18 protein-coding genes and 3 pseudogenes are annotated in these 18,262 nt (G+C 42.1%); 6 read left to right on the top strand and 15 right to left on the bottom strand.

Going from position 1 to position 18,262, the window contains the following annotated elements:
* Both AABK37_RS04355 and AABK37_RS04360 read right to left on the bottom strand, forming a co-directional pair.
* Positions 1-256, bottom strand: a pseudogene (locus tag AABK37_RS04355) (Uma2 family endonuclease); the annotation flags it as partial.
* Positions 257-283: 27 nt separating this feature from the next.
* Positions 284-2,518: an FdhF/YdeP family oxidoreductase gene (locus AABK37_RS04360; RefSeq protein WP_432550379.1), complete on the bottom strand. Its 2,235-nt coding sequence runs from the start codon at positions 2,516-2,518 to the stop codon at positions 284-286.
* A gap of 305 nt (positions 2,519-2,823) precedes the next feature.
* Here AABK37_RS04360 and AABK37_RS04365 point away from each other — a divergent pair, with 305 nt between their 5' ends.
* Entirely contained in the window at positions 2,824-3,906 is a 1,083-nt protein-coding gene (locus AABK37_RS04365) for a class I fructose-bisphosphate aldolase (RefSeq protein ID WP_432550380.1), read from the top strand.
* Here the strand turns inward: AABK37_RS04365 and AABK37_RS04370 are convergent.
* Positions 3,903-4,052: a histidine kinase gene (locus tag AABK37_RS04370; protein WP_432550381.1), complete on the bottom strand. Its 150-nt coding sequence runs from the start codon at positions 4,050-4,052 to the stop codon at positions 3,903-3,905. The genes AABK37_RS04365 and AABK37_RS04370 overlap by 4 nt on opposite strands.
* A gap of 111 nt (positions 4,053-4,163) precedes the next feature.
* On the opposite strand from AABK37_RS04370, the gene AABK37_RS04375 reads away from it, so the two are divergent.
* Positions 4,164-4,589 (top strand): hypothetical protein, encoded by a 426-nt coding sequence (locus AABK37_RS04375; protein ID WP_432550382.1) that lies wholly within the window; start codon positions 4,164-4,166, stop codon positions 4,587-4,589.
* 228 nt (positions 4,590-4,817) lie between these two features.
* On the opposite strand, the gene AABK37_RS04380 is transcribed toward AABK37_RS04375, so the two are convergent.
* Positions 4,818-5,186, bottom strand: coding sequence for an aspartyl protease (locus AABK37_RS04380; protein ID WP_432550383.1), 369 nt, complete (start codon positions 5,184-5,186; stop codon positions 4,818-4,820).
* On the bottom strand, positions 5,183-5,500 hold the full coding sequence (locus tag AABK37_RS04385; RefSeq protein ID WP_432550443.1) for a hypothetical protein: 318 nt from the start codon (positions 5,498-5,500) through the stop codon (positions 5,183-5,185). Before AABK37_RS04385 ends, AABK37_RS04380 begins: the two co-directional genes overlap by 4 nt.
* A 404-nt stretch (positions 5,501-5,904) precedes the next feature.
* Here AABK37_RS04385 and AABK37_RS04390 point away from each other — a divergent pair, with 404 nt between their 5' ends.
* From AABK37_RS04390 to bioF, 3 genes are all read left to right on the top strand, one after another.
* Positions 5,905-6,651 (top strand): sucrose-phosphate phosphatase, encoded by a 747-nt coding sequence (locus tag AABK37_RS04390; RefSeq protein WP_432550384.1) that lies wholly within the window; start codon positions 5,905-5,907, stop codon positions 6,649-6,651.
* A complete protein-coding gene (ruvA, locus tag AABK37_RS04395) occupies positions 6,651-7,289 on the top strand; it encodes a Holliday junction branch migration protein RuvA (RefSeq protein WP_432550385.1) in 639 nt (212 codons plus the stop codon). The genes AABK37_RS04390 and ruvA overlap by 1 nt, the downstream gene beginning before the upstream one ends.
* Before the next feature lie 144 nt (positions 7,290-7,433).
* Positions 7,434-8,603 carry an 8-amino-7-oxononanoate synthase gene (gene bioF / locus AABK37_RS04400; protein WP_432550444.1) on the top strand — a complete coding sequence of 390 codons (1,170 nt, stop codon included), beginning with the start codon at positions 7,434-7,436 and terminating at the stop codon, positions 8,601-8,603.
* A gap of 323 nt (positions 8,604-8,926) precedes the next feature.
* Here bioF and AABK37_RS04405 read toward each other — a convergent pair whose 3' ends face one another.
* The gene (locus AABK37_RS04405; RefSeq protein WP_432550386.1) at positions 8,927-11,533 is read right to left on the bottom strand and encodes a COR domain-containing protein; all 2,607 of its coding nucleotides are present in this window, start codon (positions 11,531-11,533) and stop codon (positions 8,927-8,929) included.
* Positions 11,534-11,789: 256 nt separating this feature from the next.
* Here AABK37_RS04405 and AABK37_RS04410 point away from each other — a divergent pair, with 256 nt between their 5' ends.
* The gene (locus AABK37_RS04410; protein ID WP_432550387.1) at positions 11,790-12,056 is read left to right on the top strand and encodes a hypothetical protein; all 267 of its coding nucleotides are present in this window, start codon (positions 11,790-11,792) and stop codon (positions 12,054-12,056) included.
* Between the two features lie 33 nt (positions 12,057-12,089).
* On the opposite strand, the gene AABK37_RS04415 is transcribed toward AABK37_RS04410, so the two are convergent.
* The 9 genes and pseudogenes from AABK37_RS04415 to AABK37_RS04455 form a co-directional block, all read right to left on the bottom strand.
* Positions 12,090-12,299: a hypothetical protein gene (locus AABK37_RS04415; protein ID WP_432550388.1), complete on the bottom strand. Its 210-nt coding sequence runs from the start codon at positions 12,297-12,299 to the stop codon at positions 12,090-12,092.
* 403 nt (positions 12,300-12,702) lie between these two features.
* A complete protein-coding gene (locus tag AABK37_RS04420) occupies positions 12,703-13,461 on the bottom strand; it encodes a DUF6920 family protein (RefSeq protein WP_432550389.1) in 759 nt (252 codons plus the stop codon).
* A gap of 257 nt (positions 13,462-13,718) precedes the next feature.
* Entirely contained in the window at positions 13,719-14,042 is a 324-nt protein-coding gene (locus AABK37_RS04425; RefSeq protein WP_432550390.1) for a HigA family addiction module antitoxin, read from the bottom strand.
* Positions 14,043-14,056: 14 nt separating this feature from the next.
* Complete coding sequence (locus AABK37_RS04430) at positions 14,057-14,308, bottom strand: type II toxin-antitoxin system RelE/ParE family toxin (protein ID WP_432550445.1); 252 nt, start codon at positions 14,306-14,308, stop codon at positions 14,057-14,059.
* Between the two features lie 144 nt (positions 14,309-14,452).
* Positions 14,453-14,593: pseudogene (locus AABK37_RS04435) on the bottom strand (DNA double-strand break repair nuclease NurA); the annotation flags it as partial.
* Positions 14,594-15,119: 526 nt separating this feature from the next.
* A complete protein-coding gene (locus tag AABK37_RS04440; RefSeq protein WP_432550391.1) occupies positions 15,120-16,295 on the bottom strand; it encodes a DNA double-strand break repair nuclease NurA in 1,176 nt (391 codons plus the stop codon).
* Between the two features lie 131 nt (positions 16,296-16,426).
* Complete coding sequence (locus AABK37_RS04445; RefSeq protein ID WP_432550446.1) at positions 16,427-17,218, bottom strand: HAD family hydrolase; 792 nt, start codon at positions 17,216-17,218, stop codon at positions 16,427-16,429.
* A 245-nt stretch (positions 17,219-17,463) separates the two neighbouring features.
* Positions 17,464-17,823: a XisI protein gene (locus AABK37_RS04450; protein WP_432550392.1), complete on the bottom strand. Its 360-nt coding sequence runs from the start codon at positions 17,821-17,823 to the stop codon at positions 17,464-17,466.
* Positions 17,793-18,206, bottom strand: a pseudogene (locus tag AABK37_RS04455) (element excision factor XisH family protein); the annotation flags it as partial. The pseudogene AABK37_RS04455 and the gene AABK37_RS04450, both read right to left, overlap by 31 nt.
* Between the last annotated feature and the right edge of the window lie 56 nt (positions 18,207-18,262).

Consider the following 18,262-nt stretch of genomic DNA (forward strand, 5'->3'; position numbering starts at 1 on the left):
TGCGTTCAGTGTCCAGTACGACAAAAAAATCTGGTCCCCTGAACTCTTCTGATTTGCGCTGACGTGGACTGTAATAAACTGTCAAATTACCCGCAGCGTAAAAGTCATTGCGATGCCACCACAATTCTAAAGATTGTAATAGCAGAATTATCTGCCGTAAATGTAATTCGCTTTCCAAAGGTGGTTCGTCACTATATAAATCCCCTGGAGGAAATATTACATCAAGTGGAAGTTGAAAATCTGGGGCGACGGACATGACTGCAATAAGTTGGGTAATATAACTTTAGTTTAGCGAGATAGATTCAAAGCTTTCTAAACTAACTACAGCATTGTAATCAGGAACTCCTTCAAGCGATCGCTTACTTCTATCCAATAATATATTCCCTTCGGGCCAATGAATCTGCAAATTTCCCGGATTAATTGGTGCAATATAGACCTTACCCGAAAAGCTACCAAGTTCATTCTTCAAAACCACCGCATCGCCATTTTTCAACTTTAATTTATCAGCATCTTCGCGACTTATCAACACCGCTTCTCGGATTGCGCCGGTAATTGCGTCCTTGCGTTCTTGTACTATACTATTAAATTGTTTACCTCGGCGCGTCGATACCAAAAAACAACCCTCTGGTAATTTTCTTTCTCGATGCGACATTACCGCAAAGTGTGCTTTTCCATCTTTTGTAGGGAAATTCCAGCCAAAGCACAAATGCGAACCACCATATTGAAATTGGTCGCCAGCTTCCTTTAGATGTTGAATACCAGCATACTGTGGAACTACTTGAGCAATTTCTTGGCGAATAGCTATTGTATCATCAAAATGCAGTCCCAAATCAGGACGCACCCGTTTTGCTAACTCCGTAAATACTTCCCACTCCGGACGTGCTTCACCAATACGGGAACCGGGAATTTCTGGACTGAAAATGATTCTGCGTTCGGTGCTAGTTTCAGTTACTCCCCCAGGTACTTCATAGCGAGTCGTTGCGGGTAACAGCACTACCGTATCTGCTGGTTCCACAAGCATTTGACTTGACAAAACAATGTCCATATGCACTCGCAACGGCACGCGCTTCAGTGCATCTTCCACATAATCGGGTTCTGGCAAGACTTCCAGAAAATTGCCCCCCACGGAAAATAATACATCTAATTGCCCATCGAATGCTGCATCAATCATTTCTGGAGCAATTAAACCTTTGGTAGTGGGTACTTCAAAACCCCAAAGCTGACTTAACTTAGTTGCATTTTCTGGGTTGATTTCTTTTCCACCGGGAAACACCGTAGCGTAACATCCCATCTCTGCACCACCTTGCACCCCAGAATGACCGCGAATTGGCATTAAACCGCAACCTTGCCGACCGACAAAACCTTTGGTGAGAGCTAAGTTGATGATGGCACGTACATTGTCTTCACCGCCAGAATGCTGTGTAATGCCCATACTCCAGACAAACACAGCTTTATCAGCTTCGCCAACCATTTTCGCAAAGGCGTACATTTCATCTTGGGTGCTTCCAGAAAGTCGCTCTAACTCTTCCCAAGATTGCGTTTCTAGAAAAGCTTTTAGTTCTTCAAAGTTTGCTGTGTACTTTTCTATAAACGACCGATCTACCCAGTCGTGAGCAATCATCTGCTTGATTGTACCATGTAAAAATGCCATATCTCCGCCCATGTTCACCAAAAAGAAATCTTCGGCGAACTTTGTCCCGAAAATCGCGCTTTCAACAATTGAAGGCACCCAGTAGCGCTCCATCCCCGGTTCGCGGTAAGTGTTAATTACCACGATTTTTGTGCCGGCTTTCTTAGCGTTGTGAAGATATTTGACGGTGACAGGCTGATTATTCGCAACATTGGAACCAATAAAGACTAACAAATCAGTGCCAATCCAGTCTTTATAAGAACAAGTCGTAGCTGCTGCACCAAGAGAAGCTTTCAATCCTGCCGTGCTGGGAGAATGACAAATCCGGGCAGCGTTATCAATATTGTTAGTTCCCATTGCCCGGACAGCTTTTTGGGTAGCGTAATAAGTTTCGTTAACAGTGCCGCGACTGGTAATATAGAAACTCAGGCGATCGCTTGTAGTCGCCTTAATTTTACTCGCAATTACTTCTAAAGCTTCATCCCAGCTAACTCTATTAAAACCTTTTTCAGAGCGTCGGCGAATCATTGGATAAGGAAGCCTTCCCAACTCGCGCAATTCGGCACTTTTTTTAGTTTGCAATTGCCCAACATCTTTTAACAATTCGGGATTTAAAGCTGACATAGTATTCATCTGCAACAACCGCAAGCGAACATTGCAGACATGAATTCCCTCTACAGTCCAATCTTTCATCCCGGTTGTGCCCAAAGCGCAACCATCGCAAACACCCTTATTTAAGATATTCCACGCATAAGGGAGTTTGTGGCGTGAGAGCCAAATTGCCCGAAATACTTCCCAATAGTTGTTGGGGTATTGTTCGCCAATACCAAAAGGCTTCCAACTTGCCCAGTGTGAAGGTGTCCAACGCTTTTTGGGTTTAGGCAACATAAGCTAGGGCAGATAAATTTATTTATTTTATTATGAATCAAAACTTACCGCATCTATCTAATGGTATTTGCTTCTCTATTACTTATAAAGTAAATTACAAAAAAATCCCAAAAAATACAATTTGCTACGAAGAGGAGGGCAGAGGGAGAGGGGGAGAGGGGGAGTACCCATTACCAATTACCCATTACCAATTACCCATTACCCAGCGTTACATCAAAGTCAAAATAATTATACTCTGCCTTAAGACAGACACACGTTAGGCTGAACATAGCGACCATAAAAACAGAAGTTTTCACACCATAGCTATGACTTCAACGCTATCGGCGCCTAATTCTATCGAATCGTTGCTAGGTAAAGAAGCAGAAGACCTGCTTACATTTAAAGCAAAGGTTTCCTCAGATTTATTACATTTACCGGGACCCGACTTTGTAGATCGAGTTTGGATTAACAGCGATCGCAATCCGCAAGTTTTGCGTAATCTGCAACTTTTATATTCTACAGGTCGTTTGGCGAATACCGGTTATCTGTCGATTTTACCAGTAGACCAAGGTATCGAACACTCTGCCGGCGCATCTTTTGCACCGAACCCGATGTACTTCGATTCGGAAAATATTGTCAAGTTAGCGATCGCTGCCGAATGTAACGCTGTCGCTACCACTTTAGGAGTATTGGGCAGCGTTTCTCGCAAATACGCTCACAAAATTCCTTTTATCGTCAAACTCAACCACAACGAATTGTTAACTTTCCCCAATCAATTCGACCAAGTTATGTTTGGTGATGTCGAACAAGCTTGGAATTTGGGTGCAGCTGCGGTGGGTGCGACAATTTATTTTGGTTCAGAACAATCCACCAGACAAATTCAAGAAGTTAGCCACGCTTTTAAACGCGCTCATGAATTGGGGATGGTAACAATTCTTTGGTGTTATCTGCGTAATAACGCTTTTAAACAAGATAAAGATTATCACCTGTCCGCCGACCTCACCGGACAAGCGAATCATTTGGGTGTAACGATTGAAGCTGACATCATCAAACAAAAGTTACCCGAAATTAACAATGGTTACGCAGCCGTTGCCAAAGCGACAGGTGAAAGTTACGGTAAAACCAATGAAAGAGTTTACACCGACTTGACAACCGACCACCCCATCGATTTGACTCGTTACCAGGTGCTTAATTGCTACTGCGGACGTGCAGGATTGATTAATTCTGGTGGTGCGTCTGGTAAAAGCGACTTTGCGGAAGCGATTCGCACGGCTGTAATTAACAAACGTGCCGGTGGTACAGGCTTAATTTCTGGACGCAAGACATTCCAACGTCCTTTTGAGGAAGGTGTGAAGCTGTTTCACGCGATTCAGGATGTTTATTTGTCGAAAGATGTGACAATAGCTTAGGGGCATTGGGAATCGGGCATGGGGCATTGGGAATCGGGCATGGGGAATGGGGCATGGGGCATGGGGCATGGGGCATTGGTAATAATTATTTCCCCTTTCCCCTTTCCCCTTTCCCTAATGCCCATTGCCCATTGCCCATTGCCCATTGCCCCTTACTTTTGATATAGATATGTAACCTAACCAGAGGAAGACGCTAAAATGATGAGAATTTCCTAACATTTTAGCATTTGGCAGAAAAATTGGAGGGAAATTCCCGAATGTTGGCATTCAACAGAATATTTAATCAATTGCGTCGCACAATCGCGATCGCTTTCTTGGCTGGTTTAGTCTTCTTAACTAGTTTACCCGCTTCCGCTCAAGCCGTTGGTTATTACTCCGGCGATTTTGGCACCAAAAACTATAATACTACCGCACAAGCCGTAGGCGATGATGATTATATCGAAAGCGGTAAGCGTGCAGCAGAAGTCATTCCCAAGGATTTGGGAACTGGAAGCCGACAAAAAAATCCTGTGGAAATGCTGAAGCGCTTTGGCTCAGAATTAACCAACGAACCGCAAAAACGCTCTTTTGGGGCACAAGACTACGAACGTAGCGAAATTGAACAAGAACTCGCTCGCAACAAAGCGCAACGTGGAGATTACGATGCAAACATTGAAAAAGTAAAACGCGAAACTTCTCAGTAATTGAATTTGTCTAATTTACTGTTGCTGAATTTTTAAATGTAGGGTGAGCATTGCTTACCCTATTTTTTATATTAGTTAGATTTAATAGTAAATTAGTACTAATATAAGCGACTTAGAATTAATTATCTAAGGCTTGTGACAGAGTGCAAGTGAGAGCGATCCTCTAAAGAAGTAAACTAACCTTAAGGAATTAGGAGTCATAGCAAGTCTCTATGTAGAAACTCTTGATTAAATTAATTCTAAACTTACTATATTTTGATTATAATTAGCGACTAATATAAATAATTTTAGCCATTGAGAACCTAGTAAAATTTCCTGGATTTCATCTCCAGCAAATACAGGAATTTCCCACTCTTGACTATCTATTATTACCCTACCGCTATAAACATCAAATTCAGTTTCTCCTTGAGCAGTTCTTAATTTATTTTGACGCAAAAAAGACCAATCAAGACTTTGTACATCTTGTTTGTTCATGGCTAAAAATTCAGTAAATCCTGTATCTAATATTGTTTCTACAGGAAAATTAATACCATCCTCACCTATTAAATCGATTTCAAAGTAAACTTGACCTTTATCTCCAAATCTTCCCTCAATCATATTCTGCCACTAACTCCGGTTTCATTAATGCCAAAAATATGATGAATCACATGAGGATATTTTTCTCTAGCCATTTTACTTGCTACCTCTTGATCCTGATCGATAAAATAATCTTCACTATCAGGTTCAATGGCGATATACCAACCATAGTATTTATGTAGTATTTCTGGTTTTAAACCCTCAAAAATCACCCAACAACGCTCATAAAATGCCTGTCTTCTAGCTTTTTCTTCAGCTTTTTGTGCTTCTGTCCATTGAATTTCCGGAAATACTCTCCCACGTCTCACTATTCTTTCTGGTGAAGAGTGTGTCATATTTTTGACCTTATGAAAATTTATTTTCCATATTTCATTATAAAATGCCAAACGGGAACCATTGGTTCCCAAATCTTACCAACGAGCGAACCGGGAAGTATGTATTCTACTGCCCAAAGACAACCCAGAACTTAAAGCCAAAAGTGATTGTTTCAGAAAAATCGATGTGCGACTCGCTATTTTCACTGGTTGAATGAAAAGTGACAGAGCGATCGCGACTTCTTTTGCAAGCTTCAGTTTCGGGTACAGCCCATGTTGCGCCTGATTTGGTAGTAGATTAGTACTACTATATGCAATTTGGAATTATTGGATAATTAAAGGAAAAATCTAGCTACTGCGATCGCACAAACCAAAAAGGACATAAACTTTTTGATGGTAAAGCAGGCAACATCAAAGAGGTAGCTGTGGATAAATTTCTTTTTGTAACAGACTTAGATAATACCTTCGTGGGTAATGACGAAGCCTTAACAGAACTTCAGCAAACACTGAGCGAACATCGCCAAAAGTATGGTACTAAAATTGTTTATGCCACAGGGCGATCGCCTATACTTTATCGAGAACTGCAAATTGAACAAAACCTGATAGAACCAGATGCTTTGGTCGTTTCTGTAGGAACAGAAATTTACCTTGACGGCAGCGATACTCCCGATTATGCTTGGTCAGAGCGACTTGCCGACGGCTGGAATCGTGACCTCGTATTAGCTGAAACCGCAAAACATCCTGAATTAGTCCCCCAACCCGACTCAGAACAGCGTCCTTTTAAGATAAGTTTTTTCCTCAAAGAAGAATCAGCAGATAAAATTTTACCATTACTTGACACAAATCTGTCAAAATGTGGTTTAAATATAAAGTTAATCTATAGCAGCGGTGTTGACCTTGACATCGTGCCCCGCCACAGCGATAAGGGTCAGGCTATGCAATTTCTCCGCCAAAAGTGGGGAATTGCAGCAGAGAAAACAGTTGTCTGTGGTGATTCTGGCAATGATATTGCTTTATTTGCCGTGGGGAACGAAAGAGGAATTCTCGTTGGGAATGCCCGTCCGGAATTACTCCAATGGCACAATGAAAATCCCGCTGACTATCGTTACCTCGCACAAAACTTTTGTGCAGGTGGAATTCTCGAAGGCTTAAAACACTTTGGTTTTATTTAATGATTAGCTATCTAAAAGGTTTGGTTGCTGGTGTGCAAAAATGTGGCGCGAATCGCGTCATACTGACTCTAGAAGTAAATGGCATCGGGTACGATTTACAAGTTCCCCAACGACTGGAAAAGCAGTTACCAGCAACGGGAGGGGAAGTACAAATATTTACCCATTACCAAATTCGGGAAGAAGTGCCTTTCCTATATGGCTTTGCTTCACCAGCGGAAAGAGATTTGTTTCGCCACTTTTTAACTGTAAGTGGAATTGGGGCAGCAAGCGCGATCGCCTTATTGGACACTCTGGAATTACCAGAATTAGTCCAAGCCATCATCGCTGCCAATATACAAATCTTAATTCAAGCGCCGGGAGTAGGCAAAAAGACCGCAGAACGCATCTGTTTAGAACTAAAAAGCAAGTTAATCGAATGGCGCAAATCAGCAGGCTTCTTCGTGGCTACAGGTGGTCCCGCACCAAATATTCTCGAAGAAGTACAAATGACCCTCTTCGCCTTGGGATATACTGCTCATGAAGTCAGTCACGCCTTACACGTAGTAAGTGAGGATATTGGACTACCAAAAGATGCTTATGTAGAAGATTGGATCAAACAAGCGATCGCACTTCTTAGCAGCGAACAAGTTGAGTATTAGTCATTGGGCATTGGGCATTGGGCATTGGGAATAGGTAATAGAAAGAAATTGTTCCCCATCTCCCCCTCCCCCCATCTCCCCATCTCCCCATCTCCCCATCTCCCCCTCCCCCACTCCCCCACTCCCCCCCTCCCCCACTCCCCCATGTCCCCAAACCCTTATGCTTGGATAAACGAATCCCTGGCAACGATTCACCGGGCGGACTGGTATCGTTCAGTACAAACCATCCACGGTCGCCCTGGGGCGATGGTGATTGTGGATGGTCGAGAGGTAATTAATTTTGCCAGTAACGACTATTTGGGATTAGCGGGGGACGATCGCTTAATTGAAGCTGGGGTTGCAGCTACCAAACAATTTGGCACGGGAAGCACTGGTTCGAGATTACTCAGCGGGCATCGAGAATTACATAGAGAATTAGAGGAGGCGATCGCCTCTCTCAAACAAACAGAAGATGCCCTAGTATTCAGTTCTGGCTATTTAGCAAATTTAGGAGCAATAACCGCTTTAGTAGGCAAGCGCGATTTAATACTATCTGACGAATACAATCACTCTAGCTTGAAAAATGGAGCGATTCTCAGTGGGGCGACGGTTATCGAATATCCGCACTGCGATGTGACAGCTTTAAAAAATCTCTTGAATCAGCGGCAAAATTACCGACGCTGTTTAATTCTCACTGATAGCGTCTTCAGCATGGATGGGGATTTATGTCCTCTACCCACACTGTTAGATTTAGCTGAAGAATTTAGCTGTATGCTGCTAGTTGATGAAGCTCATGCAACTGGAGTGATGGGTAAAACTGGCGCCGGCTGTGTCGAACATTTCGACTGTAGCGGAAAGCAATTAATTCAAATTGGCACTTTGAGTAAAGCTTTAGGTAGTTTAGGCGGGTATGTCGCCGGCAGTGCCACTTTAATCGACTTTTTGCGAAATCGCGCCCCCAGTTGGATTTACACCACCGCGCTGTCACCCGCAGACACCGCAGCAGCGTTAGCAGCAATCAAGATTGTACAACTTGAACCGCAACGCCGCAACCAATTATGGGCGAATGTCGATGAGTTGAAAAAGTTGCTGCAATTATCGAAGTTGAAATTATTGCCTTCGGAATCGCCTATATTATGTTTTCAATTGCCAAGTGCAGCAGCAGCCTTAGAAGCCGGAAAGCAACTTAAAGCATCTGGGATTTTTGCCCCAGCGATTCGTCCCCCAACCGTTCCCACAAGTCGCATCCGCATATCTGTGATGGCAACCCATGAATCAGTGCATATTCAGAAGTTGGTAAAAGCGCTTTCGAGTATCTATATATATAGTGATTAATTTAAGACGGCATTGGTGAATCAAGATATGAAAATCTCACGCATTCGCCTTTAGGCGTTCCCGCAGGGTAGACGCAGAGGCGCAAAGGAACAAACAACAGAAATACACGTAGGGTGCGTTATTCTAACGCACCCTACATATACTATATATAATGTGTTAATTCAAGACTAACGCATCCACAGAACCGCACAGATGCACAGAGAAGTCACAGGGCGGTTTAGGCTGCTTATGACAAGGCTTTCGGAACCGCACTGAATCGGGGTATTGTCAGGCTGTAGTTCTAAAGTGCGGCGATCGCTCAGTTTATAAATCTGCCCTAATTTCTAGTCTTCATCTTCACTGAAGCCATCCAGGAATGCAAGTGCTGCTTTGTAAACTACATTGCCTTCCACATAATGTTTAGCAACCTCACTCACAGCTTCTTTGCCACCATTAAACCAACGTTCTCGATTCAATAGTTGTCGCCGAAGTTTCTGCCATTTAGTTGGTTGATTGCTTATAATCTCTTCAAATTCCGCCTCAATTATTTCCTCGGCTTCTGCCTCAGTCGCAGTTGGATGTTTCTGTTGTATTTTGCTCAATATGCCGATGATCTCAGTTACTGCCTGCCTAAAGCCTGGATCGGCTGCATATTTTTTGCCAACGATTTCACCCCAGTTTTTCTCGGTGATTTGAACAATTTCTGCTTTAATATTGTATTTATTGTTGTCCGTCATAGTTCTTGAAATTAATGGTTCAAATTCATTTATAGCTTCTTGTCTCGAAGAACGTTGTGCCGTCGAACGAGGTTGTTCAGCAACTACATCGTCAATCAAGTCTCGAACGTTTACCATCTGGTAACTATTTTGACACTGAATCTGAGTTTGTTTATCATCTATGAATTTATATAGCACCTGTAATGGGTAGAAGTGGGGTGTTTGATTACCTTTGCAGGCTTGGCAATTGCAGGGAACTAGTATTTTATACTTCAAACGTTCGTAAGAAGAGTGAATTTTGTCGAGTTCGTGCCTCACCGTAACCAACAAATCTCGCTTACGCTTTCCGGAAACACGAATCCGAATCTCTCCTTTGTGATAGCGATAATACTCAATCACCTCTGCCTGCGCTTGATCTTTATTCAAGACAACACCGCTTCTCCAAACAGTTTGTCCTTCAATCGATGAGTGCATCTCGACGATGAAACGAGTCAGGATACCTTTGGGCATGAATTCATATTCGTAGCGCAAAAGCAAGTTATCATTTTCTTGCCACTCATACTCTGGTTGGTTAGGGTTAAGAAGTTGTGGAGCAATGTAAGTACGAGGGTAACTGGGAATTTCATAACACAATTTAAAATTTATCATTAATCGCAACAGTTCTGCCCGCATGTTGAGGTATTTGTTTTCATTCCAGATGTTTGCTAAATCATGACGGTCAAATTTACCCAAATTTTGAATGACTTGTGAGTTATCTAATACTTTATAAGCCGCATCTGTACCCCAAGTTGGCTTGAGAATTACGGTTTTTATTAAAAGGTCATCTTCTTGGAAATGAAGGCATACACCTAAATCATGCAGATAGCCACTAAGTTGGAGTTTGTCCTCCTGTGTAGTAAACCCATTTTCCTGACAGATAGTTAGATATTCTTGCAAGCTAATATAGTCGCGGGAGTCACGTTCTAGAGCTTCCCGTACTTTAATCCAGGTTTTGGGCAGTTCTGTTCCTACATGGGGTAGGTTACTAATATAATATTTAATTTCATTCAGAATTTCTGGCAGACCGCGATTGGTAGCAAGGTTAGTAGCGAGTGTTTCTTTAAGATTGGTGAATTCACCTCGTAATTGTCGCTCGTTTATTTCGCGTTTGCGCTCCTGCTTTTCATTTTTAATAATAAGTAAGGGACTGTTATCGCTTAACAGTTCTACTACATTCAGCCAATAATAAAAATCTGTGTCTTCTTTTCGGCTATCAGCAACCAAGATATAAAGGGAGCGTTTGGTCAAGAAAAACTGGTGGGTGGCATGGTAAATCTCCTGACCACCAAAGTCCCAAATGTTAACCTGAAATTCTCTGCCATTTTCTAATGGGAAGCTCCATCGGATAATATCAATGCCTTCAGTAGAGATTTCATCTTGCTCTAGCTGATAATCTGGGTTTTGGATTTTTTTTGCTAAGGTAGTTTTACCTGCACCACCTTCTCCCACAATGAGTAATTTAGCTTCGTAGAGGTGATCAGTTTCTTGTTCTATCTGTTGTTTGTAAAAGTTCAGGATTGCTCTAAAGTCTTTCTCGCGGATTTCTGGGGGCAGTGTCGTCAGTTGATTCTCACCGAGGTCAAGCTGACTGAGGTTGGAAAGTTGACCAATCTCTGCTGGTAGTGTCGTCAGTTGATTGCCCCTGAGGTTAAGCTGACTGAGATTGGAAAGTTGACCAATCTCTGCTGGTAGTGTCGTCAGTTGATTGCCCCTGAGGTTAAGCTGACTGAGGTTGGAAAGTTGACCAATCTCTGCTGGCAGTGTCGTCAGTTGATTGCCGGTGAGGTAAAGCACGCTGAGGTTGGAAAGTTGACCAATCTCTGCTGGCAGCGTCGTCAGTTGATTATTCCTGAGGTAAAGCACGCTGAGGTTGGAAAGTTGACCAATCTCTGCTGGCAGCGTCGTCAGTTTATTGCTGGTGAGGTAAAGCCGACTGAGGTTGGAAAGTTGACCAATCTCTGCTGGCAGTGTCGTCAGTTGATTGCCGATGAGGTAAAGCACGCTGAGGTTGGAAAGTTGACCAATCTCTGCTGGCAGTGTCGTCAGTTGATTGTCGGTGAGGTAAAGCTCGCTGAGGTTGGAAAGTTGACCAATCTCTGCTGGCAGTGAAGTTAATTTTTGATAAGAGAGATTTAACTTTGCCACTCTATCTTTAGCAGCTTTTTTAATGACTTCCAGCAGCTCTTCATTCGTCATCAGAAATCCTTCTACCTGAGTAATGCTTGCCTTTTATCCTAATATTTATTTAAATGATTGCCCAAGCGTGTTTATTGCAACTAAGTCTACCTAAAATATTACTGTTTCAATATAATTTGTCTTAAATTTTACTTTTATTCAGATTGGAGAGTAAGAGCAATCGGCATGATTTTTAACATGGCGTTTCTGCCTGTAGATGGGGATTTATCGTAAACTGTAGACTCGCAGCATAGTTTCTTATGTATGTGTTGGGTGAGTGCGATCGCCATTTGCTCTTAACACTGAAGTAATAGCTGCCACTCTTGTAAAATACAAGGGTGCGTTGCGCCTTTGCGACAACGCACTCTACAAAAGCAATGCGATCGCACTAAAATACAAGGGTGCGTTGCGTCTTTGCGATAACGCACTCTACAAAAGCAATGCGATCGCACTAAAATACAAGGGTGCGTTGCGTCTTTGCGACAACGCACCCTACAAAAGCAATGCGATCGCGCAGCGACTCCCCTGGAGTATCGCACTTTGAGCTATTTTAGTTTGGGTCAAATTTAATTAGCATTTAGGCATTTGACTTACTCAAAATGCCTTTTGACTTACTCATTTTGGTGTTTTCCGCAAGCAAAAAGCCTTTTGACTTACTCAAAATGCCTTTTGACTTACTCATTTTGGTGTTTTCCGCAAGCAAAATGCCTTTTGACTTACTCAAAATGCCTTTTGACTTACTCATTTTGGTGTTTTCCGCAAGCAAAATGCCTTTTGACTTACTCATTTTGGTGTTTTCCGCAAGCATTTAGGCATTTGACTTTCTCATTTGAGTAATTGCTTTCTCGTAAAGGTATTTTCCGCAAGCAAAATGCTTAATTGCTTTCTCATGTTTTGAGTAATTCACGTATTCATGACAACTATCGCTGTTGTAAATTTCATTTTATTCCTACGCAGAAGTTCGTAGAAGCGCTTTCGTAGTGAGGACTTCAGTCCTCAAATTTATATCATGTCCGCTAATTTAAAATTAATAAAAATATTGCAACCCTCACAAGAGACGTTCCGGCGGAACGTCTCTACAATATATGTGATTTGCGATTTGACTAGCTCAAATCAAAATCCTTGGTACTAACAAACGGCGGAACGTCTCTACAATATATGTGATTTGCGATCGCATGATATAAAGATTTTCAAGAAAACTCCACCCGTTCAATAGTAGCTTGAAAAAATTCACTATACCGCTTTGTGCCAAACCACCAACCTGCACTCATCTTATAGGGGATAGTGAAACCGCTTTCATGTAGTTCTGCTTCACACTTACTACCAAAGGGAATGTAAGCCCAAGTTTTATTTTCTGTGCGATCGCCCCAACGTGGCAACCAAATTCGTAAAACTTTGCCGTCTGCATCGATTACTAAAGTCAGAGTGACAGATTCACCATCAATCTGTAAGCTAGCTTGAATCGTGTTATCGTCAAGCGCTTTCCACGTTGTACCCATACTAGGCAATAAGGCAGACGGTAGCCAAATAAATTCTGCTGCCAGTCGTCCAATAGCGGAACGATTAATATCCTTTGAATCTACATTCACAATTGGGATTAATCCCCACATTTTAAACTGCATTCTCCCCGAATTATTAAAATAATAATCGGCTCCTTTAAATTGAAATCCTCTACCAATTACTGCTTTCCAAACAAATCCTTTGGGAGTGAGGATTTCTTGTGCTTGCATGGCTAGCCAAGGTTTATCTTGTGCAAGCCGAAACTGTCCTCGCATTTTTAGCTTGACAGAAGTTGCTAAAGGAGCGTCCGGTGCGATCGCATGTAAAAAATAACGCTGTACGGGTGCAGGTAATGCCGCAACCATCTCTGCGTTAAATCGCTGATGAGCAGGTGGAAATTCCAGTGCGTGCCAAATTCGACTAATTTGTTGATTGGTTTCGATTTGCATCCAGGATAGAATTATAGCGGTTATTGGTTGAGTCCAATACACTCGTAGGGGCACGGCAATGCCGTGCCCCTACACGCGACGATAGAACTTTGTATTGCATCCAACTAAGAACGGCTATAATAACGCGATCGCGCTGAGAATAATTATACCCAGGAAAACTTTGGCAATCATGACGATATCTCCATTCGAGAGTCATCATCATCTTAGAAAACAACTATAAGAAACTTGTGAAGAAATTACTGCGATTATCACAATAGTCAAATGGATACTCTTTCATCTTCTTTAGGCTCAAACCTTGGTATTGTGTTAAGGTCTTTCTCTTCTTCTTTAAGGACGTGGTACAGTTCCCAACTTTGTTGAAGATTTAACCAAAACTCAGCACTGTTTCCAAAAAACTTTGATAACCGCAGGGCAGTAGTTGGCGTTACTCCACGCTTTTGGTTTATTAGCTCATTAATTCGCTGATAGGGAACGTGAATGAAGAGTGCAAGTTCAGTTTGTGATATCGCAAAAGGCTCTAAGAAATCCTTAAGTAAGATTTCCCCAGGATGCGTGGGAGGACGATGTTTAGGCACTCTCATTGCTGCATACCTCACTAATGATAATCAACTATTTCAACCTCAGAAGCTCCTTCTACTGTCCACACAAAGCACATTCGATATTGATCGTTAATCCGAATACTATGCAACCCTTTTCTGTCACCTTTTAAGGCTTCCAACCTATTACCTGGTGGCACTTTCATATCATCCAAAGAGAACGCAGCGTTTAATTGGTCTAGTTTTCTCTGTGCGACACTCCAAAGGTTGACGGGACAAGTTTTTCGAGCGTATGCTTGAGTCGTTCCCATCAAAAATGTCTTCAGTTCCTTTGTCTTTGAATGACACTATCATAAAAAGCATAATAGCACGGATATCATGCTATTACAGGAAAATTAATCCATTAACAAGCAAAAAAGATGATATTAGAGATAATTTACTTTCATAGCGTCAAATTAAGCGATGCTACCGTGTTTTCTGGCTTCTTTGTAGGAAGTGCCCACATTTTTCAAGCCGGCTTTAATCATTTGCTGTTCCAATAAGGCAAAGAAACGCGCTTTATCACCATCTTTGACCACAGCTTGATTATGCGCTTGGTGCGATCGCTTGGGGTGTGTATTTTATGCGATCGCGTAGCGGTTCCTCTAGAACATGAACGCTAAAAACCATAACAGACTGGTTAGGCTGCTGGCTACAAAACTCAACTTCATTTTTCTATTGAGAAAACCTCGAAAGCTACTCCCTTCCCACTACAAGATTACCTATCTTCTTTCTCTTCTTCCTTTGTGTACTTCGTGTCTTTGCGGTTCGTTAAATAAGTATTTTTCGAGCGGGAAGGGAGTAAATCGTAACGAACCGCAGAGAACGCAGAGTTCACGGAGGAATGAGGAAGAGAGAGAATTTTTGCGTAAGTCCCGACTTCCCACTACAAGATTACCTATCTTCTTTCTCTTCTTCCTTTGTGTACTTCGTGTCTTTGCGGTTGTTAAATAAGTATTTTTCGAGCGGGAAGGGAGTAAATCGTAACGAACCGCAGAGAACGCAGAGTTCACGGAGGAATGAGGAAGAGAGAGAATTTTTGCGTAAGTCCCGATCGCATAAAATTTCGCAAATAGCCTCCAATTAAGCGATGCTACCGCGTTTTCTGGCTTCTTTGTAGGAAGTGCCCACATTTCTCAAACCGGCTTTAATCATTTGTTGTTCCAATAAAGCAAAGAAACGCGCTTTATCACCACCTTTGACTACAGCTTGATTATGCGCTTCCGCGATCGCTACTGGATACCCATATCCTTTTTGCACTTGTGCCAACATCAATCCTAATGCTTGGTCTAACATAGTTGTATTTTCCGCTACCCACGCCGGAACTTCTATCCGGGCAATTTCGGTGCCAACATGGACGTAGCAAAAGTAAATTTTTTGGTCTTCGTATTGTTCTAAAATGTGGGCATTACTGCGCCATAAAGTGCTGCGTTGTCCAGGTTTGAGTTTAGTTGACCAAAGCGCGGTATCTCGTAAAGGCTCAAATATTTTACAAGGTACTTTTTCTAATTGATTGGGGCAAAAAGTTTTACAATCGGGAACTGGGTGAGAACAAGCTGTTAAACGTAAAAAGTTCATCGCTTCAATGTTGCGAGAAGCACTGAGATAACCCATGATGGGAATTTGAGCTTCGCGCATCTGTTTCCAAGCTTCGAGAATCGGGGGTAAAATGCGATCGCGTGCTTCCCCAGGCAACTGTTCCAAAAACCAGTAAATTAACGAACCATCCACCATTGCTAAGGTTGGTGCTTCCGTCTTTTCTGCACAAGCAAGTTCTGCTAACACAGTAGTTTCACTCGCAGTGCGTCGATAACCCATCCATTCTTCGGTGCGAATTCCCCACTGCCGCGACATATATAAATCTTCAGCGCGGTAAAATACTTCTGGTAAACTATCTAAAACTGGGTGAAGATTTTGTCCGTAGTGCAAAACGACTCTGCCGATGTTGAGGAGATAGCAGTAAGCAATTTCGTGGTGATTCGGGGCAATTTGGGAACCGTCGGTAGCAATAACAGTATGTACCTTCGGTGGAGTTGGGATATCGATACAGATATCTAGAGGCTCAACTGGGGTAGCATTAGAAAAAATAATGCGATCGCGCCATTTTTCCTGTCGCTGTACTAAATCATCTTGGCGATCGTAAGCATTTTTCAGATGTTGTTGCGCTAATTCTAAACGCTGCCGACTTGCAGCAGCTTCTAAAGTCAGATGCTGACTTAAGCCTTGCATTTGTCGCGCTAATTGTGTCAGGTCAAGCATAAAGTTTTGTTAATTGTTAATTGTTAGTGGTTAGTTGTTAATTGTTAGTTGTTAGTGGTTAGTTGTTGGTTAGTGCGTTGTTCAGATTTACCATTATCCCCTATCCCCTATCAACTATCCACTATCAACTATCAACTATCAACTATCCATTCCGAAAAATCTTGACCAAACTGAGAAAGCGATATTAGCTGGATTCGCGAATCGTTTTCAGCCGCGTTTCTTTCTGGTTGAGTATTATAACCCCAGTCTGCCAAAAAGAGTTTGACATTTTCTAAGTCGGTTTGCTGTGTAACTAACTGTAACGTTTTGATTCTGTCTTCTACAAACCATAAACTGACTGCTTTTTCTTGTGCAGCCTGAATTAATTCTCTCAAAATTTCGTATTTGGGACGCTTGACTTCTTTCCCGAAAATCGCTTCTTTGGGGAAAGTAACTCCTTGTTGTTGCAACAACTGCTGTACAAAACGTGCTTCTTTGGTAGTGACGATATACAGCTTGACTTGACAGGCAATTGCTTTAATTTTTTCTACTACACCTGGATAAAATCGATGCAGACTCAGCCAGCCATCTAAATCTGTAGCAATCCATTCATCCCGGAGATTATCTAGTTTAATAGCAATTTCTTTTGCCTGTAGCTTGTCTTCTAACAAAATTTGTTGAGCGATACTTGCCCATTCTTGAAGAATCTTTTCATCATCAATTCCCGCTACCAAAGCTTTAATTAAGACAGGCATTTCCCAACCTGTTTCAATTACAGGTCTCAGCCGATAAAATCTAGAAGCTAAATCATCTGATGGCGTTTGGTTAATTGGCGACCATACTTGACAATAGGTACGCCATGCTACCTGAAAATATTCAATTAGTCCGTCGCAAATTACACCATCAAAGTCTAGAGCGAGAATTGTAGGACTATTTGCGGTCATTGTTTTGGGAATTAAAACTGCTGTTGTCAGCTTAACTGAATTTGTTTTAAGTTTTCGGCTACTGGCTTTGTGATGTGACAATATCGCATTCATACTTACGACTAATTTACCCACAGAAGAGTTCGCCCAAAAGTGAATTAAGCGATCGCCATGAAATCTCAGATTTTTCATAACTGGATATTCTTGCTATATCGCTATCTTGGTTTAGCCATTGGCTTTGTGATTGTGTTAGTGCTAACTTTTAGCTATGTGATCGCAAATTCTGAATCTTTTCTCAATTCCTCAGAGCGGAAGCCTAACACAATCCGATTCTTCGGCACACCTGCCCTGACCAGTAATGATGCCACCCCTTCCTCCGTACCATCTCTCTGAATCCAAATTTTGCCATCAATGATATCAACGTGGATCAAACAGCCATGTACCCGACGAGTTGCTGTCGGAGAAAAGTTAGGCACTGGTTCTCGACCCAGAATCATCACCAAATATCGATCCTGTTCTCTATCAAAAACAGTTTCATGTTGAATATCGCCATAAGAGTAAGGAATCTTCGTATGTTCACTCAGGATGCTGCAAATTAGATTTCTGTAGTGTTCCAGGGTATCCATCGCACAATAATCTCCTGCATCGGGTTGAAAACAATGAAACGAATCTTGTAGCTCTCCATTAACAGTTTACCAAGCGGTTCTTCTTCAAAAATGTCAATGAAAACATCCTCATGCACAGCAAGGTATAAAACTCTCTCTGGTTCATTCTGACTTATTACAGCCAGATACGTGAAGTACTGACCAATTGCCTGTTCAATATCTGCTACTTCAGAGTCACCGCCGAAGGTCTTGATTTCAACCGCGATCTTTTGCACACCTTTCTCTGCCACAAGCAGCCTTTCCGCTCCCAGATCGGCATACAAATCTTTTTTGCCCCACTTCAAATGCAGAGGATCGTCAGTAATTGTCCAATCATCTTTGATCAGAGCATTTTTGACATTCTCGTGGTAGCGATCTCACAGCAGGCATACATTGCGTGAAACTTGTTTCACCCGCGATT

This window comes from Tolypothrix sp. VBCCA 56010 (genome assembly GCF_050875635.1).
In the GTDB taxonomy this organism is placed as follows: domain Bacteria; phylum Cyanobacteriota; class Cyanobacteriia; order Cyanobacteriales; family Nostocaceae; genus Hassallia.